Source organism: Pseudobutyrivibrio sp. AR14, from assembly GCF_900101325.1.
Taxonomy (GTDB): domain Bacteria; phylum Bacillota; class Clostridia; order Lachnospirales; family Lachnospiraceae; genus Pseudobutyrivibrio.
In genome coordinates this window covers 139,503-165,300 of record NZ_FMUY01000005.1, presented here as the reverse complement: position 1 = coordinate 165,300, position 25,798 = coordinate 139,503, and the positions used below count along the sequence as shown (strand labels likewise).

The 25,798-nt window shown below is 39.5% G+C and carries 24 protein-coding genes; 18 read left to right on the top strand and 6 right to left on the bottom strand.

Features of this window, described 5'->3' with window-relative positions:
- Positions 1-44 precede the first annotated feature (44 nt).
- The 5 genes from BLP50_RS06250 (at position 45) to BLP50_RS06230 (ending at position 7,604) form a co-directional block, all read left to right on the top strand.
- Positions 45-2,246, top strand: a complete 2,202-nt coding sequence (locus BLP50_RS06250; protein ID WP_090152665.1) for an alpha-galactosidase — start codon at positions 45-47, stop codon at positions 2,244-2,246.
- A 135-nt stretch (positions 2,247-2,381) separates the two neighbouring features.
- A complete protein-coding gene (locus BLP50_RS06245; RefSeq protein WP_090152661.1) occupies positions 2,382-3,680 on the top strand; it encodes an ABC transporter substrate-binding protein in 1,299 nt (432 codons plus the stop codon).
- Between the two features lie 77 nt (positions 3,681-3,757).
- Complete coding sequence (locus BLP50_RS06240; protein WP_242869226.1) at positions 3,758-4,645, top strand: carbohydrate ABC transporter permease; 888 nt, start codon at positions 3,758-3,760, stop codon at positions 4,643-4,645.
- 4 nt (positions 4,646-4,649) lie between these two features.
- The gene (locus BLP50_RS06235; RefSeq protein WP_090152659.1) at positions 4,650-5,480 is read left to right on the top strand and encodes a carbohydrate ABC transporter permease; all 831 of its coding nucleotides are present in this window, start codon (positions 4,650-4,652) and stop codon (positions 5,478-5,480) included.
- Positions 5,481-5,492: 12 nt separating this feature from the next.
- Entirely contained in the window at positions 5,493-7,604 is a 2,112-nt protein-coding gene (locus BLP50_RS06230; protein ID WP_090152656.1) for a glycoside hydrolase family 36 protein, read from the top strand.
- A 43-nt stretch (positions 7,605-7,647) separates the two neighbouring features.
- On the opposite strand, the gene fliB is transcribed toward BLP50_RS06230, so the two are convergent.
- Entirely contained in the window at positions 7,648-8,724 is a 1,077-nt protein-coding gene (gene fliB / locus BLP50_RS06225) for a flagellin lysine-N-methylase (RefSeq protein ID WP_090152653.1), read from the bottom strand.
- 193 nt (positions 8,725-8,917) lie between these two features.
- Here fliB and BLP50_RS06220 point away from each other — a divergent pair, with 193 nt between their 5' ends.
- A complete protein-coding gene (locus BLP50_RS06220) occupies positions 8,918-9,607 on the top strand; it encodes a flavodoxin family protein (protein ID WP_090152650.1) in 690 nt (229 codons plus the stop codon).
- A 34-nt stretch (positions 9,608-9,641) separates the two neighbouring features.
- Here the strand turns inward: BLP50_RS06220 and BLP50_RS06215 are convergent, their stop codons facing one another.
- From BLP50_RS06215 to BLP50_RS06205, 3 genes are all read right to left on the bottom strand, one after another.
- Positions 9,642-10,424, bottom strand: a complete 783-nt coding sequence (locus BLP50_RS06215) for a histidine phosphatase family protein (RefSeq protein WP_090152648.1) — start codon at positions 10,422-10,424, stop codon at positions 9,642-9,644.
- A 39-nt stretch (positions 10,425-10,463) separates the two neighbouring features.
- Positions 10,464-11,237 carry a histidinol-phosphatase gene (locus tag BLP50_RS06210; RefSeq protein WP_090152645.1) on the bottom strand — a complete coding sequence of 258 codons (774 nt, stop codon included), beginning with the start codon at positions 11,235-11,237 and terminating at the stop codon, positions 10,464-10,466.
- An 84-nt stretch (positions 11,238-11,321) separates the two neighbouring features.
- The gene (locus BLP50_RS06205) at positions 11,322-11,927 is read right to left on the bottom strand and encodes an HAD family hydrolase (protein WP_090152641.1); all 606 of its coding nucleotides are present in this window, start codon (positions 11,925-11,927) and stop codon (positions 11,322-11,324) included.
- Between the two features lie 223 nt (positions 11,928-12,150).
- Here BLP50_RS06205 and BLP50_RS06200 point away from each other — a divergent pair, with 223 nt between their 5' ends.
- The 9 genes from BLP50_RS06200 (at position 12,151) to BLP50_RS06160 (ending at position 19,569) form a co-directional block, all read left to right on the top strand.
- Complete coding sequence (locus BLP50_RS06200; RefSeq protein WP_090152638.1) at positions 12,151-12,711, top strand: biotin transporter BioY; 561 nt, start codon at positions 12,151-12,153, stop codon at positions 12,709-12,711.
- 119 nt (positions 12,712-12,830) lie between these two features.
- Complete coding sequence (locus BLP50_RS06195) at positions 12,831-13,700, top strand: hypothetical protein (RefSeq protein WP_176753703.1); 870 nt, start codon at positions 12,831-12,833, stop codon at positions 13,698-13,700.
- Between the two features lie 62 nt (positions 13,701-13,762).
- A complete protein-coding gene (locus BLP50_RS06190) occupies positions 13,763-14,071 on the top strand; it encodes a hypothetical protein (RefSeq protein WP_090152632.1) in 309 nt (102 codons plus the stop codon).
- Positions 14,072-14,164: 93 nt separating this feature from the next.
- Positions 14,165-15,193, top strand: a complete 1,029-nt coding sequence (locus tag BLP50_RS06185; protein ID WP_090152630.1) for a metal ABC transporter substrate-binding protein — start codon at positions 14,165-14,167, stop codon at positions 15,191-15,193.
- 12 nt (positions 15,194-15,205) lie between these two features.
- Entirely contained in the window at positions 15,206-15,886 is a 681-nt protein-coding gene (locus BLP50_RS06180; RefSeq protein ID WP_090152627.1) for a metal ABC transporter ATP-binding protein, read from the top strand.
- A complete protein-coding gene (locus BLP50_RS06175; RefSeq protein WP_090152624.1) occupies positions 15,880-16,713 on the top strand; it encodes a metal ABC transporter permease in 834 nt (277 codons plus the stop codon). The genes BLP50_RS06180 and BLP50_RS06175 overlap by 7 nt, the downstream gene beginning before the upstream one ends.
- An 8-nt stretch (positions 16,714-16,721) precedes the next feature.
- Positions 16,722-17,273 (top strand): hypothetical protein, encoded by a 552-nt coding sequence (locus tag BLP50_RS06170; RefSeq protein ID WP_090152621.1) that lies wholly within the window; start codon positions 16,722-16,724, stop codon positions 17,271-17,273.
- Between the two features lie 726 nt (positions 17,274-17,999).
- Positions 18,000-19,271, top strand: a complete 1,272-nt coding sequence (locus BLP50_RS06165; protein ID WP_090152619.1) for a Y-family DNA polymerase — start codon at positions 18,000-18,002, stop codon at positions 19,269-19,271.
- On the top strand, positions 19,264-19,569 hold the full coding sequence (locus BLP50_RS06160) for a YolD-like family protein (protein WP_090152615.1): 306 nt from the start codon (positions 19,264-19,266) through the stop codon (positions 19,567-19,569). The genes BLP50_RS06165 and BLP50_RS06160 overlap by 8 nt, the downstream gene beginning before the upstream one ends.
- A 28-nt stretch (positions 19,570-19,597) precedes the next feature.
- Here BLP50_RS06160 and BLP50_RS06155 read toward each other — a convergent pair whose 3' ends face one another.
- Positions 19,598-21,451 carry a diguanylate cyclase domain-containing protein gene (locus BLP50_RS06155; RefSeq protein ID WP_090152611.1) on the bottom strand — a complete coding sequence of 618 codons (1,854 nt, stop codon included), beginning with the start codon at positions 21,449-21,451 and terminating at the stop codon, positions 19,598-19,600.
- 216 nt (positions 21,452-21,667) lie between these two features.
- Here BLP50_RS06155 and BLP50_RS06150 point away from each other — a divergent pair, with 216 nt between their 5' ends.
- The 3 genes from BLP50_RS06150 to sdaAA are packed head-to-tail and all read left to right on the top strand — an operon-like array spanning position 21,668 to position 25,086.
- Positions 21,668-23,518 carry a DUF4163 domain-containing protein gene (locus BLP50_RS06150; protein ID WP_090152608.1) on the top strand — a complete coding sequence of 617 codons (1,851 nt, stop codon included), beginning with the start codon at positions 21,668-21,670 and terminating at the stop codon, positions 23,516-23,518.
- 15 nt (positions 23,519-23,533) lie between these two features.
- A complete protein-coding gene (gene sdaAB / locus BLP50_RS06145; RefSeq protein WP_090152605.1) occupies positions 23,534-24,202 on the top strand; it encodes an L-serine ammonia-lyase, iron-sulfur-dependent subunit beta in 669 nt (222 codons plus the stop codon).
- A 17-nt stretch (positions 24,203-24,219) separates the two neighbouring features.
- On the top strand, positions 24,220-25,086 hold the full coding sequence (gene sdaAA, locus BLP50_RS06140) for an L-serine ammonia-lyase, iron-sulfur-dependent, subunit alpha (protein WP_090152604.1): 867 nt from the start codon (positions 24,220-24,222) through the stop codon (positions 25,084-25,086).
- Here the strand turns inward: sdaAA and BLP50_RS06135 are convergent.
- Positions 25,055-25,747 (bottom strand): phosphatase PAP2 family protein, encoded by a 693-nt coding sequence (locus BLP50_RS06135; protein ID WP_176753702.1) that lies wholly within the window; start codon positions 25,745-25,747, stop codon positions 25,055-25,057. The genes sdaAA and BLP50_RS06135 overlap by 32 nt on opposite strands.
- Between the last annotated feature and the right edge of the window lie 51 nt (positions 25,748-25,798).

The window sequence follows — 25,798 nt, the reverse complement described above, 5'->3', positions numbered from 1 at the left end:
AAGTAAAAAGGTATAGACATAAGCAAAAGGGAAAGGTTTAGCAGATGAACATTATTTGGCATGAAAAAAGTAAGCAATTTCATTTGTTTAACGATGAGATAAGCTACATTATTGGGGTTTCTCCAATAGGTGAGCTTGGAAATATTTATTTTGGAAAAGCTATTCACGACAAGGAAGATATGTCCTATGTGGTCAATAGATTTTCTCTACCTAATGTACCGGTTGATGCAGATACAGAGAGCTACTCAATGGAGTTGAATCGTCAGGAGTACCCATCCTTTGGAACTACTGATTTTGGTACTTCAGCATTTGAGGTAGAGATTTCAAATGGCTCAAAAGTCAGTTCTTTTGTGTACAAAGACCACAAGATTTATAAGGGAAAGCAGCCACTAGAGGGCCTTCCAGCTACTTATGCTGATGATAGTGAGGCCATGACTCTTGAGATTTATTTGGAAGATGTGGTTGCCAAAACAACACTTGCTCTTTCCTACACTCTATTCAATAGATATCCGGTAGTAACAAGGCATGCAAAGTTTACTAATATTGGTCCCTCCAAAGTAAAGTTAACAAAAGCGCTAAGTGCATGTCTTGACTTACCGGATCAAAACTATCAGTGGATGCAGTTTTCTGGAGCTTGGGCTAGAGAGCGAACACCAATAGTAAAAAATCTTGGACCTGGTTCTGTTTCAATAGAAAGTAAGAGAGGTATTTCAAGTGCCAACCAGAATCCATTTGTAATAGTAAAAAGACCTAACACAGATGATTTTATAGGTGAGGCAATAGGATTTTCATTTGTGTACAGCGGTAATTTCTTGGCACAGGCCGAAGGGGATACATTTGGCCGCATGAGAGTACTGATGGGAATCAACCCTGATAGATTTACATGGATCCTTGAAAAAGGGCAGTCATTTGAGACTCCTGAGGTGGTAATCGCCTATAGTGATTCAGGACTCAACTACCTTAGCCAGACCTATCACAGCCTATATAATAACAATCTGGTAAGGGGAAAATGGAAGAACACTCCGAGACCTATTCTCATTAACAATTGGGAAGCAACATTCATGGATTTTGATGAAGAAAAAATCCTTAAGATTGCCAGCAAGGCAAAGGAAGCAGGGATTGAGCTATTTGTCCTAGATGATGGTTGGTTCGGTGAAAGAGATGATGATTTTGCAGGCTTAGGAGATTGGGTTGAAAATCCAAAGAAGTTGCCACAGGGAATTCCTGGACTTGCACGTAAAATAGAATCTTTGGGAATGAAATTTGGTTTCTGGATTGAGCCTGAGATGGTGAACCCAGACAGTAATCTATATAGAAAGCATCCTGAGTGGGCACTTTCTACACCGGGAAGAAAAGCATCTCTTGGAAGACATCAGATGGTACTTGATTATTCTCGACCAGAGGTTGTGGATTACATTTATGGAATGCTTCACAAGATTATTTCAAATGCCCCAATTAGCTATATTAAGTGGGATATGAATAGATCACTTACAGAAGTTTACAGTGCAGACATTCCTGCTGAGCAGCAGGGAATGGTTTATCATCGCTATGTTATGGGCGTTTACAGCTTGTACGAGAGATTGAGAAATGACTTCCCAGATATTTTATTTGAGTCATGTTCATCAGGTGGAAATAGATTTGATGCAGGTATGCTGTACTATGCACCACAAGCGTGGTGTTCAGACAACACAGACGCCATTGATAGAATCAGAATTCAGTATGGAACCTCTTATGGATATCCAGTTTCATCAATAGGTGCTCATGTGTCAGCTGTGCCAAATCAACAGACAGGCAGAACTACATCAATTGAGACTCGTGCCAATGTGGCCTACTTTGGAACATTTGGCTATGAATTGGATTTGAACCACGTAAGCCATGAGGAGTTTGAACTGGTAAAGAGTCAGGTTCAATTTATGAAAGAATACAGACAGCTATTTCAGTTTGGTACTTTCTACAGATTGAGATCTCCTTTTGAAGCTGATCAGGCAGCATGGATTGTGGTTTCAGAAGATAAAGAAAAAGCTATTTTTGGATTCTATTGCATGAGATCCAATGTGACCATGCTTCCAGGATTCTTAAAGTTAGATGGTCTTTCGGCAGACAAGGTATACGTTCTTAATGATGAGGAATATTTTGGAGATGAGTTGATGAATCTTGGAGTCACCCTAACGAAACTCAGTAATAATGGTTTAAGTACAGGGCAAGACTTTATATCTTATGTGGAGGTTTTGGAAGCTAAAAAGTAATATCACAAAATGACATCAAAAGAACACGAAATACCATGCCTAAAGAAAGCTATATAAACTATGATTTAACTATAGTAATAACTAAGTATTGAGGGAATAAGAGAGAGGTAGTATTTACTAAAGGAGGTTATGTTTATGAAGAAAAAAGTCATTGCTATCTTACTTAGTGCAGTTACAGCCCTATCCATGATTGGATGTGGCGGCGGCTCAGATGCACCAGCAGCCGGGGGAGACGGCGCTGAAAGTCTTGGCGGTAGCGTTGAAGGCGAACTTTCAATTGCAATCTGGGATGAGGGTCAAAGACCTGGTCTTCAGAAAATCGTTGATGAGTGGAGTGAGCAGTCAGGTGTTAAGGCAACAATTCAGGTTGTTGATTGGAATAACTACTGGACACTTCTCGAAGCAGGAGCAACAGGCGGTGAGCTTCCTGATGTATTCTGGATGCATTCAAATGTAGCTCAGAAGTACATGGAGAATGATCTTCTCCTTGATCTTACAGACAAGATTGCTGAGAGCGACAAGATTGACATGAGCAACTATTATGAGGGTATCGTAAACTTGTATCAGTCAAATGGTAAGCAGTACGCTGTTCCAAAGGATATCGATACAATCGCTCTTTGGTACAACAAGACAATCTTTGATGAGATGGGTGTAGCTTATCCTGATGACACATGGACATGGGATGACTTTGCAGATGCAGCAGCTAAGCTTACAAATGATGAGCACTGGGGATTTGCATTAGCTCCAGGTAACAACCAGGAAGGTTACTACAACACAATCTACTCAATGGGTGGATATGTAATCAGTGATGACAAGAAGACATCTGGTATGGATGACCCTAATTCAATCAAGGGCGTAAAGCTCTTTACAGACATGATTGCAGCAGGTTCTTGCCCAGATCTTGCAACAGTTTCTGAGACAGACCCTAACGAGCTTCTTTGCGCTGGAAAGACAGCTATGGCTATCAATGGTTCATGGATGCTTGCAGGTTACAGAGACAATGAGTATGCAGCAGCTAACTGCGACATCGCAGTTCTTCCATACACAAACACTCCAGATGACCGCGTATCTATCTATAACGGTCTTGGATGGGCAGCTTCAGCAAACGGCAAAAACACAGATGCAGCATGGTCACTTATTGAGTACCTTGGTTCAAAAGAAGGTCAGACAAAGCAGGCTGAGAACGGTGTTACAATGTCAGCATACATTGGCACATCTGATGCTTGGGTAAATAGTGTTGATTGCTTCAATCTTCAGGCATACATGGATATGCTTGATGCAAAGCTTGTATTTAGACCATACTCTAGAGATACAACAGTATGGGAAGACATGATGATTGAAAAGCTCCAGGATGCATGGACTGGCGCAACTCCTGTAGAGGATGTTTGCAAGGAAATTGCAGAAGAGATGAATGCAGCTTTAGCAGAAGAATAATATTAGAGTTATGTGAATATGAGGGTGCGTTTTGGCACCCTCATATTTAAAAAGATTTGTTTTAAAAGGAGACTCACGTGAAGAAGAAAATAACAGCTAGAGAAAAAAGCGAATTCTTCTGGGGATGGATATTCATTCTTCCTACAATGCTTGGACTTATAGTATTAAATATTTATCCTATGATTGACACCATCAAGCAAAGCTTCTGCAAGATGGGTGATTTCGGTAGAGGTAGTCAATTCGTAGGTTTAGATAATTACAAAAAGGTTTTAGGTGATTCGGAAGTATGGCAGGCTCTTTGGAACACAATTAAGTATGCAATTATAGAAGTTCCATTTTCAGTTGTAATAGCCTTGCTTTTAGCAGTATTACTAAATAAGAAAATTAAAGGACGAAGTATGTTTAGAACAATATTTTTCCTTCCAATGGTTGTGGCGCCAGCTGCAATTGCCATGGTTTGGAAATGGCTCTACAACTCCAACTTCGGACTTATCAATAATATATTCCATATAAAGGTAAATTGGCTTTCTAATCCAAATCTTGCTATTTACTCACTGGCAATAATTGGTATTTGGTCAGTGCTTGGATACAACATGGTATTGTTTTTAGCTGGTCTTCAAGAGGTGCCAAAGGATTACTATGAGGCAGCAGCCCTTGATGGAGCAAATGGATTTAACCAGCTTATTCATATTACAGTTCCTCTTATTTCGCCAACAATTTTCTTTGTACTTGTTACAAGAATTATTGGTGCTATGCAGGTATTCGATCTTATCTATATGATGATTGATTTAAATAACCCAGCATGGAAAAAGACAGAGTCACTTGTATTCCTTTTCTATAAGTACTCATTTGAGCAGAATAAAAAGGGATATGGAGCTACTGTTGTTGTAGTTTTACTCGTTGTAATTATGATACTCACAGTAATTCAGCTCATTGGACAGAAGAAATGGGTTCACTACGAATAGGAGCATGTATATGAAAAAGACAATTAGCAATTTTATTATGTATATAATTTTAATACTGGTGTCTATCACAATGCTTGTTCCTTTTGTTTGGATGTTTTTGACAGCATTTAAAACAGTTTCAGAAACAATGCAGATTGACCCATTTGTAATTATTCCAAAGGTGTGGCAGGTTCAGAATTTTGAGAATGTAATCAAGGCAATGGATTTTGTGAGACTTTATGCCAATACACTTGGTATGGTAGGTCTTAGAATCTTATTTGCAGTGGTTACAGCTTCCCTTAGTGGATATGCATTTGCCCGCCTTAATTTCAAGGGTAAGAATGTAATGTTTGCCCTTGTACTTTTCCAGATGATGATACCGGTTCAGCTTTTTATCATCCCACAGTATGTAATGGTAAGTAACCTTCACCTTACAAACTCAATTATGGGACTTGTTTTCCCTGGTATCGTTTCAGCTTTTGGAACATTCTTGCTTAGACAGGCATTTTTACAGCTTCCTAGAGATTTGGAAGAGGCAGCTCGACTTGATGGATGCAATATTCCACAGACATTTATGTATATCATGGCACCTCTTACCAGGTCAGCAATGGTAGCCCTTGGTATTTTCACAGCTGTATTTGCTTACAAGGATTTGATGTGGCCAATGATTGTAGCGCCTGATAACAGAGCTACAACACTTGCAAGTGCTCTTGCAAAAATGAATGGTCAGTATCAGCAGAAATATCCTGAGCTTATGATGGCGGCACTTATTTCATGTGTGCCAATGATAATTCTTTATATTATCTTCCAGAAGCAGTTTATCGAGGGTATTGCTACATCAGGCGGAAAGCTTTAAAGGAGGACCCAAGTGGATAAAAGACAGCAGATAATTCCATTAGGTGACATGAATGGAATTTACATAATTTCAGAAGAGGGAAGGGTTTCATTCTCCATCCTTCCTAACAATGAAGATGCGCTGTCCCTAGATAAAATTAATGAGGATCCCCTAGTGCAGATTTCATGCACAGGGGATTCTTCTGGTTTGGGATTCAGCGCAGGAGAAACTAGACACAACAGTGGACTGACTATGGATATGAAATATGAATCCATGGATGTTAAGGAAGATGGTGATGAAAAAACAGTTACCACTGCGACAAAATCTGATAATGGTTTGGTTGCAAGGCATGTGGTTAAATTTACCCAGGGTAGTCGCGGAGTTAGAGTCCACACAGAGGTGTTCAATGAAGGCAATGAGTCTGTAATGATAGAGGCCCTTTCATCAGTAAATATTACAGGCATCACTCCATACACCGATGATGTGGCAAGGGATAGGCTTGTTCTTCACAGATACAGAAGCAGATGGAGCGCAGAGGGCCGTCATGAGACACGTACTATAGAGGAACTTTTACTGGAGCCATCTTGGGCTAATTTTGGATTTAGATGCGAGAAGTTTGGCTGCCTTGGCTCTATGCCAATAAGAGGATTTTTCCCATTTGCAGCAATAGAAGATGTAGGAGCTAATGTGATGTGGGCCATTTCTCTAGCTTGCTCATCTTCATGGCAGTTTGAGATAACTCGCTCAGATAGTAACCTTAATCTCACCTGTGGCCTTGCTGATTTTGAGTTTGGCCATTGGAGAAAGGAACTAAGACCTGGAGAGGTATTTACATCTCCAGAGGCCTATATAACTGCTGTTGCTGGGAGTCTTGCAGATGTTGAAAGTGTAGAAACAAAGCTCATTGATAAGGCGTGTGATAGGCTTCTTGATGTGCAAAGAAGCAAGCTTCTTTCTCATCAGAGGGTAAGTGAACTTCCAGCTATTTTCAACGAGTACTGCACCACTTGGGGCGAGCCTAGTGAGCAGCGAATCAAGGAACTTTTATCTGTTATAAAGGGTTCGGACTTTAAGTATTTTGTCATAGATGCCGGATGGTATGCTGATGAGATAACGGGCTGGCAGGACAATATGGGTGACTGGAATGTTGCCAAGGATTTGTTTCCAAATGGTATGAAGCCTGTTGTTGAAATGATAAATCAGGCTGGCATGGAGGCAGGAATCTGGTTTGAGCTGGAGACTGTTGGTAAGGATTCTAACATGGTGGATGACACTCCTCATCTTTTAACCCGTGATGGCAAGGTGGTTATTTCTGGAACTAGACGTTTCTGGGATATGAGACAGACTTGGGTAGAAGACTACCTTACTGAAAAGGTCATCGACTTTTTAAATGACAATGGCTTTAAATATATCAAGATTGATTACAACGACACCATTGGAATGGGCTGTGATGGAGCAGAAAGCTACGGAGAAGGCCTGCGCCAATGTGTGGAGGCTACCAAATCATTCTTTAGAAAAATACGTAAATGCGTACCGGATATCGCTATAGAAGTATGCTCTTCAGGTGGACACAGACTGGAGCCTAGCTTTATGGAACTAGGAGATTTTCTATCATTCTCAGATGCCCATGAGGAGAGGGAAATACCTGTTATAGCAGCTGATTTACAGAATCTGATACTTGCTCAAAAAAGCCAAATCTGGGCAGTGCTTCGCAAGGATGATGAGCCAAAACGTATAGCTTATTCTGTATGTGCAGGAATGTATGGAGTGCTTTGTATCTCAGGCGATGTTGAGGGCTTATCAAAGGAGAAGTGGAAGCTTGCAATTGATGGAGTTAGCTTTTATAAAAAGGTATCACCTATAATCGTAAGTGGCATCACAAAAAGATTTGGTCCATTCCAAAATTCCAACAGGGCCCTAAAAGATTACCAGGCATCTGTTAGATATTTCGAGAATAAAGCATTAGTTTTAGTTCATTCATTTGAGCATGAGGGTGTGCAACAGATACAGATTCCTCTAGATGGCAAATATCGTATATGCGATATTTATGAAGCCAGCAATCATGGAGTATCAATAGAAGGAAATAATATGGTTGTTTCCTTTAAGGAATCATTTGATGCCCTTGCAGTGTTAATAGAAAGATAAAAAGAATCCGCGATAGCCTTATATTGGCATCGCGGATTTTTATTTAAACAAGTGGATTCTCATCCATATATTCTTCAGTGTATAAGATATTAGGAATAGAGTGTTCTAGCTCTCTGGCATATAGATATGTCAGTCTAATTAAATCATCAAGTGTAATGTCACCAGTTCTCATATAATGGGCTAGCGCCAAATCCTGTATATGAAGGCATGTGCAAACAGCCAGCTGGGCCTGCCCAAAATAAAACTCGTCATAAGCAGAACCACAGAAGTATGCGTAGATAAAATACAAAAGAATCTGCTCTAAAACTACAGATAATTCAACACCGTGACCTACAAGACATTTGCACATGGCAGCCTTTTCTTTGGAGACAGTATCTTTTGTGTAAATAGTCTCCTCTGTAACTGATAGGAGGTCACTAAACTCAGAAGTAGTAAACTCCCAGCCTTTCATCACATCAAACATAGCCTTTCTATTTTTGAATGTGAGATTGAGAGAAGCATAATCTGTATTTAAAATGCTATCTATATCAAGCTGGTCTAAATCACCATCCTCAAAGATGATATTATCGTAGGCATTTTGGAAGGCATCGGCAATACAGAGGATAAGGCCACCTCTATCCTTCAGGCTCAAGTTTCTATTCTGAATAACATCCACAAACTTTTTTCTCAAAACCTGTAAGTATTTGTAGACCTCCTGCTCCCCTGCATCATAGTCCTCTAAATCTTTTTCTTCATCATCTTCTTCATAAAAGGATATGGAATCTTGCCTATTAAGTATAAGTCTTGCTACTTCTGGACAGGATATGCTCATGGAATACTCTCTGACATTTTGAAACTCTTCTATATGCCTAGGGAAAGTGGCGCATGTGCGGCACAAAATCCCCTCGCCATGTTTGAGAATAAGCTTGCAAAGGCCATCCTCCCTTAAGTTGCGGCACATTTTATCCTCATCATAATTGAAGATTTCGTTTTCATAATCCACATTATCAATACCCATGGATTTATAGGCTGCCAGAGATTCCTCATCAATCTCTATCTGCCAACCTCCGCAGCAAGTCTTAGGACACTTGTCTGCAATACATTTGAACTTTTCATAATAATCTGGATATAGTTTTTTCATAGAAATAATTCTATCATACTAATCCCACCAGGCACAGCCCTACCCATTATTGTTTGGCCAAGCTGAGGGGGGCAGATAGGAACGGCAATCGGATAGGACTAATGAAGAATGAGATAAGCATAAAATAATCAAGTGAATAATAGAAATAAAGAAAGGGTATATGCTATGATGAGATAGTAAAAGGAGATGGAAAATGAAAACAGTTATTATTCACGGGCAGTCCCATAAAGGGTCTACTTACCACATTGCAAGGCAGCTTGCAGATGAAGTTGGAGGGGAAACTAAGGAGTTTTTCCTACCAAGGGATTTTGGCGAATTTTGTATTGGTTGTACAAAGTGTTTTATGGAGGGAGAGGATAAGTGTCCTCATTATGAGAAATTGGAGCCCATTACAAGGGCTATAGATGAGGCTGACTTAATAGTGCTAGAAAGTCCTGTTTATGTATATCATGCAACAGGAGCAATGAAGGCCTTTCTAGATCATTATGCATATAGGTGGATGATTCATCGACCACATGAGGCTATGTTTAAAAAGCAGGGTGTGTGTGTTGCAACTGCAGCAGGAGCAGGCATAAAGTCTACAATTATGGATATGAAGCACAGTCTGTTTTTCTGGGGAGTTGCAAGAAGATATGGCCTTGGTTTTGCAGTGGCAGCCGTTAGCTGGGATCAGATTGCGCCAAGGAAGAAAGCTATTATTGATAAAAAGATTGCTAAGCTTGCAGCAAAGATAAAGAGAAGAAATGGCAAGATTAAGCCGAACTTTAGGACTAGGTTACTTTTTTGGGGTATGCATTTGGTACAGCGCAAAGGTTTTTTCCCTAGAGATAAACAATATTGGGATGAAAAAGGATGGACTGGGAGTGTACGTCCTTGGAAATAAAAAAACGCACCGCCTTTTAGGTGGTGCGTTTTGCTTAGTGTCGCTGGTCGTGATTTTCGAATCGTTCGCAGAATCTAGCGGAGAATGATGGCTCCTCGCCACCTACTGCCAAGTGGCTTACATCGCCTGCTTTAAGTGTTCTAAATACTGCAATACCCTTTTGTCTCTCCTCAGTGACTACTTCAGTTACAGAAGTAGGTGCAAGGGCTGTAAATTGCATTGGAACAAATGGCGCTACATTCCAGAGGTGAGAAAGTAAAACACATGTGAGTCCATAGTGGCAGAAAAATGCGATAGTCTTTTCATTGTTCTGCTCTACTTTATATGTGATGCCATCTCTAACGTAGCCATTTCTTGCAAGTAATGCGTCAAACTCTTTTATAACATTGTCGTAAAGTGGTAAAACATCGCTGCCCTCAAGAAGAGGAGAAGTTCTCCAAGCTTCTTTATCAAAGAGCTCTGGGTGATCATTGAAAAATGATGGTAAGATATCCCACATTATACGTGTTTTGTATTTGCCAGATTCTTCATCATAAATAAGGGCTGTTTCGTAAGCTTTTTTAACAGTATCAGATACATTTGGGTCAACCTGACCTGGAAATTCTCTAAGCCAATCAAGAGTAGTAGCTGTCATGCCAAGGGCATCAAGTGAATACTTGGCAGTGTCTCTAGCGCGACCTAGAGGAGAAACAAAAGCCTCGTCAATGTGATAGTTCTTAATGTACTGAGAGAGAAGCTTTGCTTCAATGTGGCCCTTCTCTGTAAGTGTGTCGTTTTCGTAGTCAGGGTCACCGTGTCTGATAAATAATAATCTCATAAATAAATCTCTAATCTTTCTATATTTCTTTGGTGATAACTATTTGATAAGTCTTAGCTTACAAATATTGTCACCGATTTTAATATGGTGTGTTGCAAGGAATTCCATGAATTCAGGAAGACTCTCAGGCTGAATTACTTTGTCTGGTGAGTGAGCATCACAACCAAGGATAAAGTCTGCACCCATTTCAGATGCCAAACTAAAGAATGGATCACAAGGATAATTCCTGTTGTCCTGAAATCCTAGCATATTAACTTCAAGTGGAATATGTAAATTGATTGATGCTTCAACAATGCGTGACATGTGCTTTTTAAATACATCGTCATCACCATAGAAGTTAATTAAATCTGGGTGGGCAAGGTAAGAAAAAAGTCCTGTCTCCATGCCTTCGATTGTGTAATCAACATAATCGATAAGGTTCTTCTCGTCGTATGTAAGTGCACCTGAGTAGAATCCTTCTATTTCATCGGGAATAAAATGTTGACCCTGGATAATATAATCTACAGGATAATTTCTAAGCTCATTAATTAGCTTGTCAAAATACTTTCTGGTGTACTCTACCTCAAATCCGATGAGAATTTGAATATCGTCTTTGTATTCTTCTCGTAAAGAAAGAAGAGTGGTTACGTAGTTTTCAAGCTCCTCCATGCCCATTCGTATATTGGAAGTATAGTCGCTAGGATAGGGCTGTGGTGTATGGTCTGAAAAACCAAGAACCTTAAATCCATTATTAATGGCGTTTTCAATGTAGCTGCGTTCGTCACCTACTGCATGCATGCAGCGAGGGGTATGTGTGTGATAATTTGCTAACATGTTTTGTCTCCTAAAGTCCGATTATTAGAGTCAGTGTACAATAATGATATTACTTCAGGGAGTAGAATAAGCGTCCCGTTACAACTATTTTTCAAGCAATGCCTCAAGACCTGCAAGGGCGATATCGTGATTGTGGTCAACCACTTGTACGGCGTGAAGTCCACATTCTTTAGCGGCCTCACAGTTTTCTAATTTGTCATCTAAGAAAACGCATTCACTTGGGGTAAGATTATATTTCTTGATAATCTCCTGGTAGATAGCGTGGTCTGGCTTGATGAGCTTTACCTTGTAGGAGAATACTCCTCCATCCATAAGTGGGAGAAAATCAAGCTGCTTTTCGGCACAGTCTCTCACATGCTGTGACCAGTTTGAAAGATAAAGAAGCTGATAGCCTCTTGCCTTTAACTCTTTGAGCCAGTCCTTGGTGAAATCAAACTGCCACAAAGCCTCTCCAACATGTTCCCAGAAATATTCAATTTCTTTTCTAAGTTCTGGGGCATCTTTTGAAAAGAGATCAAGGAGCTCTTCGTCAGATAAAACACCTCTGTCCACCTCGGCCCAATTCTTAAAGATATGTTCTTTAAGTCTTTTGGCTAAGTCCTCATCGCCATTAAAAAGCTGGGTCAAAAAATCAAGCCAGTTATAGCCGATTAGAACACCGCCAATGTCAAAAATGATAGTTTTAATCATAGCATTCCTTTCAAAACCTATATTCAATAAGCCTAGTATAAATATAACTTTGATTTTATACAATCATAAGAATTAATAAAAAAGTTCCTGTCAATGATAGGAGACTCATGCATAATCATAATCCAAAGGATAAATTGTCAACTACCAACAATATAATGGTTGACAATAGGAAGAGCTTCCATTAATATTTACTTGTTGTAAAAAACAATTTAGGAGACTTACTATGGATAACACAAATATTTCAACTAACTCAAAAAGCTTAATTTCTACAAAGAGACTTGTATTATGTGGATTGTTTGCAGCAATACTTTGTATTTCAGCATACCTTAGCATCCCAACTCCACTTCCTATGGCACCTAAGATTACATTGATGAATTTTATGATTTTCCTCATTGCACTTCTTTTTCCAGTGACAGAATCTTTTTTGATTGGACTTGTATGGTTTTTACTTGGAATTGTTGGTTTGCCAGTGTTCATCGGTGGAGGCAGTGGAATAGGATATTTGATTGCACCTTACGGAGCATATACTTGGGCATTTCCTATTGTTCTTGTTGTTCTTCCATTGATTAGAGGTAAAAAATACAACAGAGTCTGGTATACAATTTGTGGCATAATAGGTGTCCTTATTATTGATTTAATTGGTATGTTTTGGCTTAAATCTAGCTTGGGATATGATTTGAAGACAGCATTCTTAACAGGATTTATTCCATTCATTCCGTTGGATTTGGTTAAGGCAGTTGTTGTGGCACAGATTATTCCAGCCTTTAAAAGAATTGTTGAGTAAAATAATGAATTGGCCTGAGCTCATTAATGGGTTCAGGCTTTTTTGTGAGAAAAAATCACTGTTAAGGAAATTAATGTTTTATATAGAAAGAATGACAAATATAAATAAACGAGTATAATATGACAGCGGAGGTTGTTATTATGAATATGAGTTTTCAAGATTACGTGGCACACTATTTTGAGCCAAGTGATTTTACTATTTTCTTATTAATTGCATTTGGATTACTAGTAGCTATTTATGCTGTTTTTTATACCTATTCAAAAGGAAAATACAAAAATCCACAGAGAGCAAAGGAGGAGTTTTTCTTTCTCTCAGAGAGATTCTATGAATTGATTTTTTCAGGCGGAAGCATAATCGGTTTCATGGCTGTATATTTTTATCTGGACTTCTTTAATCATTCAGGTGCATTTTTTGAATTCTGGGATAAATACAGTGATTATCTACTGCTTGTGTTTATGATAATCTCGATTGTATTTAATTCATTTTTGGACCATGTGTTAATAAGACTTAAGAGAATTCACAGGGATGAAATGGCATCTATTCGCCTTATTGGAATGCTTTATATGATTTTGATTTTTGGATATATAAAGTTTATCTATGAGGATAACAATTATGATATGTTCATCGCATATTTCTTGACGCTGATGATTGGTCGTTTTGTTTATTTTGATGCCAGCTTCAAGGATTTCCTTAACTGTGTCAAGCTTGCAGCAGCCAATATACCTATTATGATTATGGGGCTTGCCTATCTTGGCATCATGTGTTTCTACGGTTACAGTACAGGATATTTGCTTAAGCACAATGGTGTTATCACCAATATTTTCTTTGTTCACTTGTTTATAATAGTTGCCATATTCTTCTTGCATTTCATTCCTGAAATTCTTTTAAAAAACAAGAAGAAGGGCAAGGGCGGAAATAAAAAACATAGAGATGAATATCTGGAAGATGACGATGAAGAGGAAATTGATTTAGAAATATTGGATTTATAAATCGATTTATGTTATAAATTTTAATCAGAAATGACAGGCAATTTGTGAGGTTTGAGATTAAAATGACAGGAAAAACAACGAGAAATAGAATAATTTCTCTGGTAGCACTTCTTGCTACTGTTTTTGTTGTGCTTATTTCAAACATGATGATTTCTGAAAATGTTAATCATCATTGCCACGGAGAGGCTGACTGTCCAATTTGTTCATTGATACTTCAGTGTGAGAAGAACATAAATACTGTTGGCTCAGGTTTGATTATGGTAGCTGTAGCAGCCATGGTATTTTTCGTGGCTGCTGTTACAGTTTCTAATTATAAATATCAGTCTGTTCAGACTACACTTGTTTCCCAAAAGGTAAGACTAGATTCTTAAATCCATGCAACGACCGGCTTATATTACAGGAGTTTTGCTAAGCAAAACTCTATGTTTTAGTACAAATTTTTGCATGCATGAAAGGATTTTAAGATGAAGAAGAAAAATTTAATATTGGCAGTACTTTGCATTTGTTTAATGCTTGTAGGTTGTGGCGCAAAGGGTGAGGTAACACCAGCTGATGCAGGAAAAGCAACTGAGGCAGCTCAGGTTTCAGAAGATGGAAAGACTATTTCGGTTGTAACTACTATTTTCCCTGAATATGACTGGGTGCGTCAGGTGGTTGGCTCTAATTCGAATGTAGAGATTACTATGCTTCTTGACAATGGAGTTGATCTTCACAGCTATCAGCCAACAGCTGAGGATATTATGAAGATTGCTTCATGTGACTTGTTTATTTATGTTGGTGGCGAATCAGATGAGTGGGTTGAGGATGCACTTGCAGAGTCAACAAATCCTGATATGAAGGTAATCAATCTCTTAGAAACTTTAGGCGACAAGGTCCAGGAGGAAGAAGTCGTAGAGGGAATGGAAGCTGAGGAAGAAGAGGAAGAAGAAGGCGAAGAAGGTGAAGAGGAAGAAGTAGAATATGACGAGCATGTTTGGCTTTCTCTTAAGAACGCTGAGATTCTTGTAGATGAAATTGCAAACAATCTTGCAGAGATTGATGCAGATAACGTAGATACATACAAGACAAATGCTGCAAATTATGTAACTGAGCTTACAGCTTTAGACGAAAAGTATGCAACTGCAGTTAGCGAAGGAACTGCAGACACAATTCTATTTGGTGACAGATTCCCATTTAGATATCTTGTAGACGACTATGGATTGAATTACTATGCAGCATTTGTAGGCTGTTCAGCCGAGACTGAGGCAAGCTTTGAGACAATCAATTTCCTTTCAGAAAAAGTAGATGAGCTTGGCTTAAAGACAGTGCTTACTATTGAGAATTCAGATCAAAAAATAGCTGAGACTATTATTTCTAATACAAAAAATAAGGATGCTCAGATTTTGGCAATGGATTCTATGCAAACTACAACAAGTGAAGATGTTGCAAATGGTGTTACATATCTTGGTGTAATGGAAGAAAACTTAAAGGTTCTTACAGAAGCTTTGAAGTAAAAAGGAGATACTATGGCTATTCTAACAGCTAATGAGCTGGCAGTAGGTTATGAAAGACAGCCGGTTCTTAAGAATATAAACTTTCAAATTGAAGAGGGAGATTATTTTTGTATTGTAGGAGAAAATGGTTCTGGTAAAACAACCCTTATGAAGACCATTCTTGGTCTTTTGCCTCCGGTGGAAGGTTCTATAGAAGTGGGGCAGGGACTTATGAAAAATCAGATTGGATATTTACCACAGCAGTCTGATGTGCAGCGAGATTTTCCTGCTACAGTATATGAGATAGTTCTCTCAGGCTGCCAGAATAGTCTAAAGGGATTTTTTTACAGCAAGACCCAAAAGAAAATGGCCCTTGAGAACATTGAAAAAATGGGAATATCTCATTTGAAAAACAAGTGCTACAGGCAACTATCAGGTGGACAGCAGCAGCGAGTTCTATTAGCCAGAGCTCTTTGCGCTACCACCAAAGTGCTGCTTTTAGACGAGCCTGTGGCAGGCCTAGACCCTAACGTAACAAAGGAAATGTATGAATTAATTGGTCAGCTAAATTCCCAGGGCCTTACTGTCATCATGATTAGTCATGATTTGGAAAATGTAAAAAAATATGCCACAGCGATTTTTGACGTAAATAAATTAGATGACATAAAAATATCAGATGAAATTCAGTCAAGCAAGGAGGTGGGAGCATGCTAGAAAAATTAACTTTGTATATGACTTTTCCATATGTCAGATACGCCTTGATTGTAGGTACATTAATTGCTCTATGCTCCTCACTGCTTGGCGTAATACTTGTACTTAAAAGATTTTCATATATTGGTGATGGACTATCACATGTGGCATTTGGCGCCCTAGCCATAGCCACAGTCCTTAATTTTACCAACAGAATGATTATCATTCTCCCTATTACAGTACTTACAGCAATACTAATACTGAAGAATGGAAACAACTCAAAGGTAAAGGGGGATGCCGTTATAGCCATGCTATCTGTAGGTGCATTAGCCTTTGGATATTTACTTATGAATTTATTTCCTGCATCGGGAAATGTATCAGGAGATGTATGCTCCACACTATTTGGCTCCACCTCACTTCTGACACTTACAAGCTCAGAGGTATGGGTAAGTGGAATCCTATCTATCCTAGTAGTGGTCGCATTTATCTTTTTATACAACAGGATATTTGCAGTTACATTTGATGAGGACTTTGCCCGTGCAGTGGGTACAAAGGTAAGTGTTTACAATCTACTCATAGCAACAATAACAGCTGTAATTATCGTACTTGCAATGAACCTAGTTGGCTCGCTGCTTATATCGGCCTTAATAATTTTTCCGGCCCTTTCAGCAATGAGCATACTAAAAAGTTTTAAAGCAGTAACAATTTTTTCAGCTATCATTTCTGTCACATGTGCACTGATTGGATTCTTGGTTTCCATTTTACAGGGCACACCAGTAGGCTCAACCATTGTTGCTGTTGATGCAATAATGTTCATAATCTGTTACATAGTCGGTAAAATCAAGGGATAGGAGTACTTATGAAAAAAATCAATGTAATAATTCTAAGCGCGCTTTTGGCATATAGCCTAGTGGCCTGCGGAAACTCATCAGAGAAGAAGGCCTCAAAAGAGGACTCACAAACTAATACATACGCTTCAGCAGACATATCAGATGACATCACTGCAGTAGATGATATCCAACTACAGGAAGAGGATCCCAAAGAAGTACAATCTGTAGCCGGTGACCCAAGTGTAGACGTTGACTTAACAGTACTTTCATCTACCCTCATTTACTCTGAAGTCTTCAACATGGTTACATCCCCAGCAGACTACGAAGGCAAAACTGTAAAAATGGAAGGCACCTGCAACATGTACCAGGACCCTGACACAGGCAAAAAATACTACGCCTGCATCGTACAGGACGCCACCCAGTGCTGCTCCCAAGGCCTAGAGTTCGTCCTAGACGAAAATACATACACCGAAGACGACTACCCAAAAGTAGGTGACGAAATCACCATCAAGGGAACCTTCACCACCTACCAGGAAAATGGAAACACCTACCTAACAATGCTTGATTCCACTTTAATCTAGCAACCAAACCGTCATCGCATATTTTTTTTATGGCCCCTCCACCGGCCCCGCCCCAAGGCTCTTAGAGTATCAACGCATGAATATTTTGTTTTTCTACTGCGCAAATTGTCGCCATACATTTCATGTGTCTTTCTCAAGCCTTTACAGTTTTCAAAAAGGTAGCTTATGTGTGGACACTCGGTACACTATGGTGGCAGTTTAAAAATGGTTCTGAGGGTGTTATGGGCGATTTTGGAATGAGCTTAGAAAAATAAAAAAGAGTTTTGTAATTTATTGGCACGAGCCGCCACGGACGGCGGCGAGAGTGCGTAAGCAACAGGACGTTGCATGGAGTACGGCGCCAATATATACAAAACTCTTTTTTTAATTTTTCTTAGCGAATGTATCATGAGCCCATAGCACCCTCTTTAGAATCATTTTGTAGAACTGCCATTGATATTAAATAGGTGTCCACACAACAAAGCTACATTTTTGAAAACAGTTCATTCTTAGAAAGACACATGGCTGTTGTCAATTTTTGCGCGTGAAAAACTAAAAATATTCGCGTAATCGATACTCTAAGAGCCTTGGGGCGGGGCCGGTGGAGGGGCCATGTAGATTATGGTAGGCGGTGACGGTTTGTGATTGATTAAATTGGAAAGTGGGTGTATTATTTAGGTAGGTATTTCGAACGTAGTTTCGGAACGGTTATTCGATTTTGGCGAGAGTGGAGTAGTTTTTTGGTTTATGAAGCAGTATATGGTTATAGATTTAAAGAGTTTTTATGCTTCGGTGGAGTGCGCGGACAGAGGGCTGGATCCTATGAAGGACAATTTGGTGGTGGCAGATGTGGCCAGGAGTCGGGGCACTATTTGTCTTGCGATTACGCCGGCTATGAAGGCACTTGGAGTGAAAAATAGGTGCCGTATATTTGAGATTCCAAAGTCTATAGAGTATATTGCGGCAGTGCCTAGGATGCAGCGCTATATTGATGTGTCGGCGAAGATTTATGAGATATATCTGTCCTATATTTCAAAGGAGGATATACATGTATATTCCATAGATGAGGCGTTTTTAGATGTTACGGCGTATCTGGATTTGTACGGGATGAGTGCCCATGATTTGGCTATTAAAATCATGGATGAGATAAAAGAAAAGCTCAAGATTAGAGCTACTTGTGGTATAGGCACTAATATGTATTTGGCCAAGGTGGCACTTGATATTTTGGCTAAGCATTCGCCGGATTTTATAGCTGAGCTTGATGAGGAGAGCTTTAAGAGGCGACTTTGGAAGCATAAGCCATTGACTGATTTTTGGAGGATAGGTCCAGGGACTATGAGGCATTTGGCTACACTTGGACTTTTTACCCAGGAGGATATTGCTAAGGCACCAGAGAAGCTGCTGCTCAAGCATTTTGGTGTCAATTCAGAGTTTTTGATTGACCATGCCTGGGGTAGGGAATCCTGCACTATTTACGATATTAAGCACTACACTAATAAGTCCCATTCTCTTTCTTGTGGGCAGGTGTTGATGAGGGATTATACCTATGATGAGGCCATTACGGTTTTAAAGGAGATGGTGGGAGAGCTGTCTTCAGATATGGTGGCCAATCAGGTGGTTAGCAATTCATTTTCACTTTATATTGGATATTCCTATGATTCTTATATGTCTACGGGAGGGGGCACGACCATTCAGGTCAGGACCAATTCAATCCGTATTATGCAGGATGCTTTTGTGCAGCTGTATAAGAAATTTGCCCAGCCAGATGGATTGATTAGGAGATTTAATATATCGGCCAATGGAATCGTGGATGAGTGTTACGAGCAATATAGTTTTTTTGTGGACCCTGTTGTTATGGAAAAGGATAGACAGATTACCAGGTCGGCAAATATGCTTAAAAATAAATTTGGCAAGAATGCCATATTAAAGGGGATTGATTTGCTGGAGGAGGCTACTCAGATGGAGCGCAATATGCAAATCGGTGGTCACCTTGCAAACGGGAGGGATGAGAATGCCTAGAGCAGATAGAGCTAGCCAGTTTATGCCATTTGCGGCACTAAAGGGATTTGAAGAGGCCTTGGCTGCCAAAGAAAAGATAATTGTACCCAAGGTGGAGCTTTCTGAGGATGCACTAGAATACTTGGATTTTCAGATTAGTAAGCTTCGGGTAGGGGATAGGGTTACCGTGGTATATTACGAGGATGATGCCTATGTTAAGAAGACTGGCATGGTTACAAAGATAAATCCACAGGCGGGATATTTGACTGTAGTTACTACGGATATTGGATTTGAAGATATTAGGGATATACAGTTTTAAGCAAAAAATAAGGACACGGTCTGTGCCCTTATTTTTTGTTTTTCTTGTAGATTCTCTTTTCTTCGTACATTTTGCTGTCGGCAATAGAGATGACTTTGTCCAAATCCAATGACTCGTGCATAGTGGTTTCGTAAAATCCTATGCTGGCTGAGACGGTAAATCCTAAGAGATTGCTTTTATCTTTTAGGATTTCATAAATCATAGTTTTTATAAGATTGACATCGCAGTCGCCCAGTATGAAGGCGAGCATTTCATCGCCGCCAAATCTGGCACAGAGAGCACCCTTAGGACAGGCTTCTTTTAGAGATTCAGCCACAGCAGAAATTGCGGCGTCTCCGGCACCGTGTCCTAGATTGTCGTTGATTTGTTTCAGGCCGTTTAAATCAGACATGATGACAGTTGCTTTTCGGCCGTCGTGTTCTGGTGCATATTTTAATTTTTCAAATTGTTCTAGGAAAGCCAGTCTGTTGTAGAGGCCGGTGAGGGCGTCGTGCTGGTAGATTTCCTGAAGCTTGTTTCTCAGATAGTGCTGATAGCGCATGCTGACGTAGCCGCCGATACCCATGCTTAGGCTGTTGGTTATGCTAGGTGTTTTGGCGTATTCTATCATCTGGTATCGAGGATATGTATAGCAGACAAATCCAGGGGATTTACCCATATAGTCAAGGCTGTTGTAAATAATCGGATAGCCAAGCTCTAGAATCTGATCAAGATTAGGCATTATCTCATCTGGGTTGTATGGTTTAATGCCTTCCTTTGAGTCGTAGGCATCATAGAAAATTACTTTCTCACCTGGCTCTATGTCCTCTAAGAAGAAATTGTTTTCTAAATCAAGACAGGACTTTTCAATTACGCAGCACACGTAATCTGTCATAGGATTTCTCAGGTAGTGGATGCATTCGCTCAGTGTCTGGCTGGCCATGACTTTTGCTGTTATGACCTGCATAATATGGATGTCATCCTGATGGTGATAGAATCGGTTGTTTAGACCACTTATGGCTGAGAGTAAATCCTGGGTGCATCGAGGGCAACCGCAGGATTCATTAGGAATAAATTTTGGTTCAACCCATCTATCTAGATTTCTGTTGCCATCAAGTACAGATAAAATTGTATCCATTATTGTGGCTGCAAGATCTGCACTGTCAGTTATTGAGGTGGTAATTCCAGGCATAGACCAAAAGGCCTCGTCGATTCCGTCGAAGCCACTTACAATAACCTGTTCTGGAATTTTAACTCCTGCACTTTGGAATACGTCACAGACATTGATGGCCATTATGTCGTTGGCACAGATAACTGCCTCAGGTAATGTGTCACGCTTAAGAAGCTCATAGGCAGCCTCGCGGGAAGGCACAGACCAAAAGTCACCGTAGCTTAGCATAGAGTCATCGTACGGGATGCCATTTTCCGCGATGACCTTTTTAAAGACTTCAATTCTCTCGTTTGAAAACTCGCTAAAACGCTTTCCGGCCATAAAATGAGGGCGAGTGACATGATGGTCCTCGATTATATGGCGGACAACTTTTTCAAAACCCGTTTTATAATCATATCGAACCAAGGAAACATTTTCGTATTCTCCATCTACGATAATGGTTGGCACCTCGGCTTCGTTGGCTTTGTTTATGATATTTTGAACGGTGTTACGACTCTTGATTTTTTCATCTCTAATCACAACAACATCAACTTTGTCATAGGGAATCAAATCAAATACTTTTGTCTCTGCAAGATTATCTCCGCTGTTGCCAATCTCATTGTTTATAGCATAAATGAACATGCGACAATCGTGAACCTTTAAAAGTTCATTAAGCTCAGTGACAAATTTGAATTCCTGTGAATCGTAAACACGATATTCGCATAAGGCTATAATCGTTTTTCCGTTAATCATCTTTCCTCCCAATACTTATGCCCTTGAATTAGCTGTCTTGAAGTATTTTACTATATGATTATGAATTTTCTGTTTCTATTGCGGGTGGAGGACTGTGAATAGTAACTGGATTACAGGTTTCTTTGTGTTTAATGTAAAACAGGGAAGGATAAGGTTGCTTATATTTTGTTAAATGCATACTATATTTATAGAGGGGACGTACAAAGGAGAGTAATTATGAAAAAAAGATTGTTAAGTTTGGTTCTTGCTACAAGTTGTATATTCGGACTGGTAGCATGCAAGGACGATGAGAAATCGCAAAAAGACGAAAAGGATTCAAAGACAGAGAATTATGCATCAGGTCAGGAGTCTTCAGATGAGGGTGATATCGGGCTAGGCAAACAGGAATATATTGTAAATTCAATCTATGAGTCCAATACACTTTATGCTTTTGATGAAAATGGAAACAAGCTAGAGGAGTTTAATGTAGATAAATTAAATGAATATATGGACAAGGCTGGCTATAAGCCAGATTTTGTAAGGGTAAGTGCTGCAGATGATGGTGTCTTATATTGCCATTATGCAGATTATGATAATGATGACTATAAATTTTTAGCTTTAGACTATAAAACCGGTCAGGTAGAAGCCATAGATGGATTGCTTGATAATGCAAGTACTGTAATCAGTTGTTGCTATGATGGCAAGATATATTCTGCTAAATATGATTTTGATACAAACGTATATCAGGAAACGGCTTATGAAAAGGATGGAGATGACTTTTCATTTAAAGAAGTTAAAGACGAGGAAATTGAGATTGAAAATCATAATGTTTTATACAACGGAGATGGCAAAGTAAACCTTGCAAATCGAATGTTTGATGACATAGGATTTGCCCTTGTTGAAATACGAATCAATGACAAGCGAGACGGAATCGGCAAGCTTACTTCGGATGGGAAGGTAGAGAAGGTTGAAGGATTCAAAGAAAAAAGTTATAGTTCTAAATGCTACAACGAGAACTATTTTGTCTTCAGTTGCTATGATGATGAGACATATACAGATGAGGGATTTTTTGTCTATGATTTTGCCTCAGGAAAAACAGCTGAGTTAGACATACCTGTTGATGCATCTATAATCGGAATGCAAAATGATACTTTCTATTACCAGGCAAAATCTGATTCCTGGGAAGATGATTTGGATTACAACATTTATGCTTATGATTTAGATACAAATAAATCAGAGTGTATTTATACAGTTGAACACGTGGCTGGTGCTGGCAGTTTATTTACTTACACAGTTGCCTATGGTGATACAATTTATGTAGCCAATGTAGATGGTGAGCAGTTAAAGCTTTATAAAGTGGATAAATCAGGTGATATAAGGGATTTAGACTGCCCAATCAAAACATATAGCGCATTTAAATATGGTACGGTTATAAGTGATTATAATGAAGTTAAATGTGAATACTGCGACGCTACTCTATATACAGTATATGAAGAAGCTTTTGTATTAGATGACAAGTACTCACCTTATGCACAGCAGATTAATGATACATTAAAGGCTAAGCTTGATGCTGCGATGGAATATACTCCTGAGCAGAGCGAGTGCGAGTATCATCAGGAGGAGATTGATCAAGAGTCAGATGATGAAAGTGTTTCTGATGTTAGAATTATAAATGACCAGTATTTGATTATTGATATGGACTCTTATTGGTATGGTGGTGGAGCTCATGGCATGCCAGGTATGGGGGAGTACATTTTTGATTTGACTACTGGCGAAGAGCTTACATTTGCAGATTTCTATTCTGGCACAGAAGAGGACTTTAAGAATCTTGTAGCCACAAAGGTTAAAGAAGATTTTGAGAGCCAAAGCGCTGAGGGTCAGACTCCTTATTACTTTGCTGAGACTGCTGAGGATATTTATAACACTGCATATGATTATGTATCTTTGGATAATGCTAATATACTTTTCCAAGAGGACAAGGTAATTTGCTACTTCTATCCTTATGATTTAGCAAGCTATGCCGATGGATTCCAGTATTATGAATTCACATACGAGGAAATCTTAGGCACAAATACATTAACAAGATAATTATTGGAGATGAATATGGCTTTAATTAGTGCATTTGATGTGTTAGGCCCTAATATGATTGGACCATCTAGTTCCCATACAGCTGGTGCTAGTTCTATTGCTTATTTGGCATGGAAGATGGCTGGCGGCAATATAAAAAAGGTGAAGTTTATTCTCTACGGTTCTTTTGCAGAGACTTACAAAGGGCATGGTACGGACAAGGCACTGTTGGGTGGTATTCTAGGATTCAAAACCGATGATACAAGGATTAGAGATTCCTTTGCCATTGCAGAAGAGAGAGGCGTTGAGTTTACATTTGAGATAAATGAAACAGAGACGGACATTCATCCTAATACAGTTGATATTTTTATTGAGACAGAAGAGGGCAGAGCTCTTGATATAAGAGGAGAATCAGTGGGAGGCGGCAAATGCCGCATAGTGAGAATTGACGGAGTACCTGTTGATTTTACCGGCGAGTACAGCGCTGCCATTGTAGTTCAAAAGGATATGCCTGGTGTAATTAAGCACATTGCTAGCGCAGTTAGCGACAGAGATATTAATATTGCATTCATGAGACTTTTCAGGGAGGGCAAGCACGAGAGAGCCTATACAATTGTGGAGACAGATGGCACCTTGCCTGATGATTTAAAGGATGCAATTCTAGATAATCAGTACGTTGAAGATGTAATGATTGTACAAATTTAGTTGTAAAGAGGCTTTGTATGGATTTTAAAAAAGCAGCAGAAATGCTAGCACTTTGTGATAGCAATAATATGACAATATCTCAGGTGATGAAGCAGCGTGAATGCCATGTGTTTGAGACCACCGAGGAAGAGATAGTAACAAGGATGGAACAGGCATGGCAGATTATGAAGGATTCTGCCACTGAGCCTACTACAAAAGCTGTTAAATCAATGGGCGGACTGATTGGTGGAGAGGCCAAGAAATTGACAGACCATCGTCTAGCTCAAAAGAGCATACTTGGTGATGTGGTAAACAAGGCAATCACCTATTCGATGGCTGTTTTAGAGGTTAATACATCAATGGGCCTTATTGTGGCTTCTCCAACTGCAGGCTCTGCAGGAGTTCTGCCGGGAGTTATGCTGGCACTTCAGGAGGAGTACAATATCCATGATGACAGAATTATAGATGGACTTTTCAATGCCAGTGCCATTGGCTATCTTGCTATGCAAAATGCAACAATAGCAGGAGCTGTGGGTGGATGTCAGGCGGAGATTGGCGTAGCTGCAGCAATGGCTGCCAGCGCGGCAACAGAGCTTATGGGAGGTACACCTCTTCAGTGTACATATGCAGCTTCTACTGTTCTTATGAATATGCTTGGACTGATATGTGATCCTGTGCTGGGGCTTGTGGAATATCCATGTCAGAATAGAAATGCATCTGGTGCAGCCAATGCTCTCATTGCTGCTGAGATGGCCCTTGCAGGCATCACCCAGATGATTCCTCTTGATGAAATGCTTGAGTGTATGTATAACGTGGGCAAGCGTCTACCTGCGGAATTCAGAGAGACGGCAAAAGGTGGTTGTGCCACAACACCTACTGCTTGCGCCCTTTGCAAATCGAAATAATAAATGATTCTATAGCGGCTACTAGCCTTTTATAAGGGCCTAGAATGCCGCTTTTTTTAACGAATAAATAAGCAAGCTCTGCAAGAGCTATACCTGCAAATGTGTCCACTATAACGTGCTGTTTTGTGGTCAAAGTAGAGATGCAAATGGCAAGTGCGATAATAACAGAAAGTACCTTGTACCATCCAGGCACGGCCTTTTGCTTTCTTACAGCAATTACACAGAACCAGCTTGTGAGACAGTGAATTGATGGGAAAAGATTGTCCGGGGTATCTATAGAATAAAGAAATAGCATTGCTTTATTCATAAGGCCTGTGTCAGCAATCTCAGGGCGCACAATTGTAGTAGGAAATGCAACAAACAGAATGAAACATACTATCTTTGCACAAAGGTCTGCACACAAAAAAGCTGCAGCTTCTTCCTCAGCCTGAATAGCACCAAGAGCGTAGTTTGCTATCCAGTAGATATAGCAGCCTAAATAAATGATTACAGTCCATGGTACAAGAGGGATAATATAGTCAAGTTTAATTGACATATTATAGTGATGGAATCCGCTTGTTATAAGGCGGGTCCCGTAATATGTGATGCAATTAAAACCAAATGCCAAAAGAACCATTATGATCATTCGAAGTGGAGTTGCTTTATTTTTATCTAGTTTCATATACTCATTCTCCATTAAAAATCTATTTACCATAATATTGAATTATGTGTA

Coding starts and splice junctions, on each gene's coding strand:
- BLP50_RS06250 (WP_090152665.1), top strand. CDS start 45: ATGAACATTATTTGGCATGAAAAAAGTAAGCAATTTCATTTGTTTAAC.
- BLP50_RS06245 (WP_090152661.1), top strand. CDS start 2,382: ATGAAGAAAAAAGTCATTGCTATCTTACTTAGTGCAGTTACAGCCCTA.
- BLP50_RS06235 (WP_090152659.1), top strand. CDS start 4,650: ATGTATATGAAAAAGACAATTAGCAATTTTATTATGTATATAATTTTA.
- fliB (WP_090152653.1), bottom strand. CDS start 8,724: ATGAAAAAACTATATCCAGATTATTATGAAAAGTTCAAATGTATTGCA.
- BLP50_RS06220 (WP_090152650.1), top strand. CDS start 8,918: ATGAAAACAGTTATTATTCACGGGCAGTCCCATAAAGGGTCTACTTAC.
- BLP50_RS06215 (WP_090152648.1), bottom strand. CDS start 10,424: ATGAGATTATTATTTATCAGACACGGTGACCCTGACTACGAAAACGAC.
- BLP50_RS06210 (WP_090152645.1), bottom strand. CDS start 11,237: ATGTTAGCAAATTATCACACACATACCCCTCGCTGCATGCATGCAGTA.
- BLP50_RS06205 (WP_090152641.1), bottom strand. CDS start 11,927: ATGATTAAAACTATCATTTTTGACATTGGCGGTGTTCTAATCGGCTAT.
- BLP50_RS06200 (WP_090152638.1), top strand. CDS start 12,151: ATGGATAACACAAATATTTCAACTAACTCAAAAAGCTTAATTTCTACA.
- BLP50_RS06195 (WP_176753703.1), top strand. CDS start 12,831: ATGACAGCGGAGGTTGTTATTATGAATATGAGTTTTCAAGATTACGTG.
- BLP50_RS06190 (WP_090152632.1), top strand. CDS start 13,763: ATGACAGGAAAAACAACGAGAAATAGAATAATTTCTCTGGTAGCACTT.
- BLP50_RS06185 (WP_090152630.1), top strand. CDS start 14,165: ATGAAGAAGAAAAATTTAATATTGGCAGTACTTTGCATTTGTTTAATG.
- BLP50_RS06180 (WP_090152627.1), top strand. CDS start 15,206: ATGGCTATTCTAACAGCTAATGAGCTGGCAGTAGGTTATGAAAGACAG.
- BLP50_RS06175 (WP_090152624.1), top strand. CDS start 15,880: ATGCTAGAAAAATTAACTTTGTATATGACTTTTCCATATGTCAGATAC.
- BLP50_RS06170 (WP_090152621.1), top strand. CDS start 16,722: ATGAAAAAAATCAATGTAATAATTCTAAGCGCGCTTTTGGCATATAGC.
- BLP50_RS06165 (WP_090152619.1), top strand. CDS start 18,000: ATGAAGCAGTATATGGTTATAGATTTAAAGAGTTTTTATGCTTCGGTG.
- BLP50_RS06160 (WP_090152615.1), top strand. CDS start 19,264: ATGCCTAGAGCAGATAGAGCTAGCCAGTTTATGCCATTTGCGGCACTA.
- BLP50_RS06155 (WP_090152611.1), bottom strand. CDS start 21,451: ATGATTAACGGAAAAACGATTATAGCCTTATGCGAATATCGTGTTTAC.
- BLP50_RS06150 (WP_090152608.1), top strand. CDS start 21,668: ATGAAAAAAAGATTGTTAAGTTTGGTTCTTGCTACAAGTTGTATATTC.
- sdaAB (WP_090152605.1), top strand. CDS start 23,534: ATGGCTTTAATTAGTGCATTTGATGTGTTAGGCCCTAATATGATTGGA.
- sdaAA (WP_090152604.1), top strand. CDS start 24,220: ATGGATTTTAAAAAAGCAGCAGAAATGCTAGCACTTTGTGATAGCAAT.
- BLP50_RS06135 (WP_176753702.1), bottom strand. CDS start 25,747: ATGAAACTAGATAAAAATAAAGCAACTCCACTTCGAATGATCATAATG.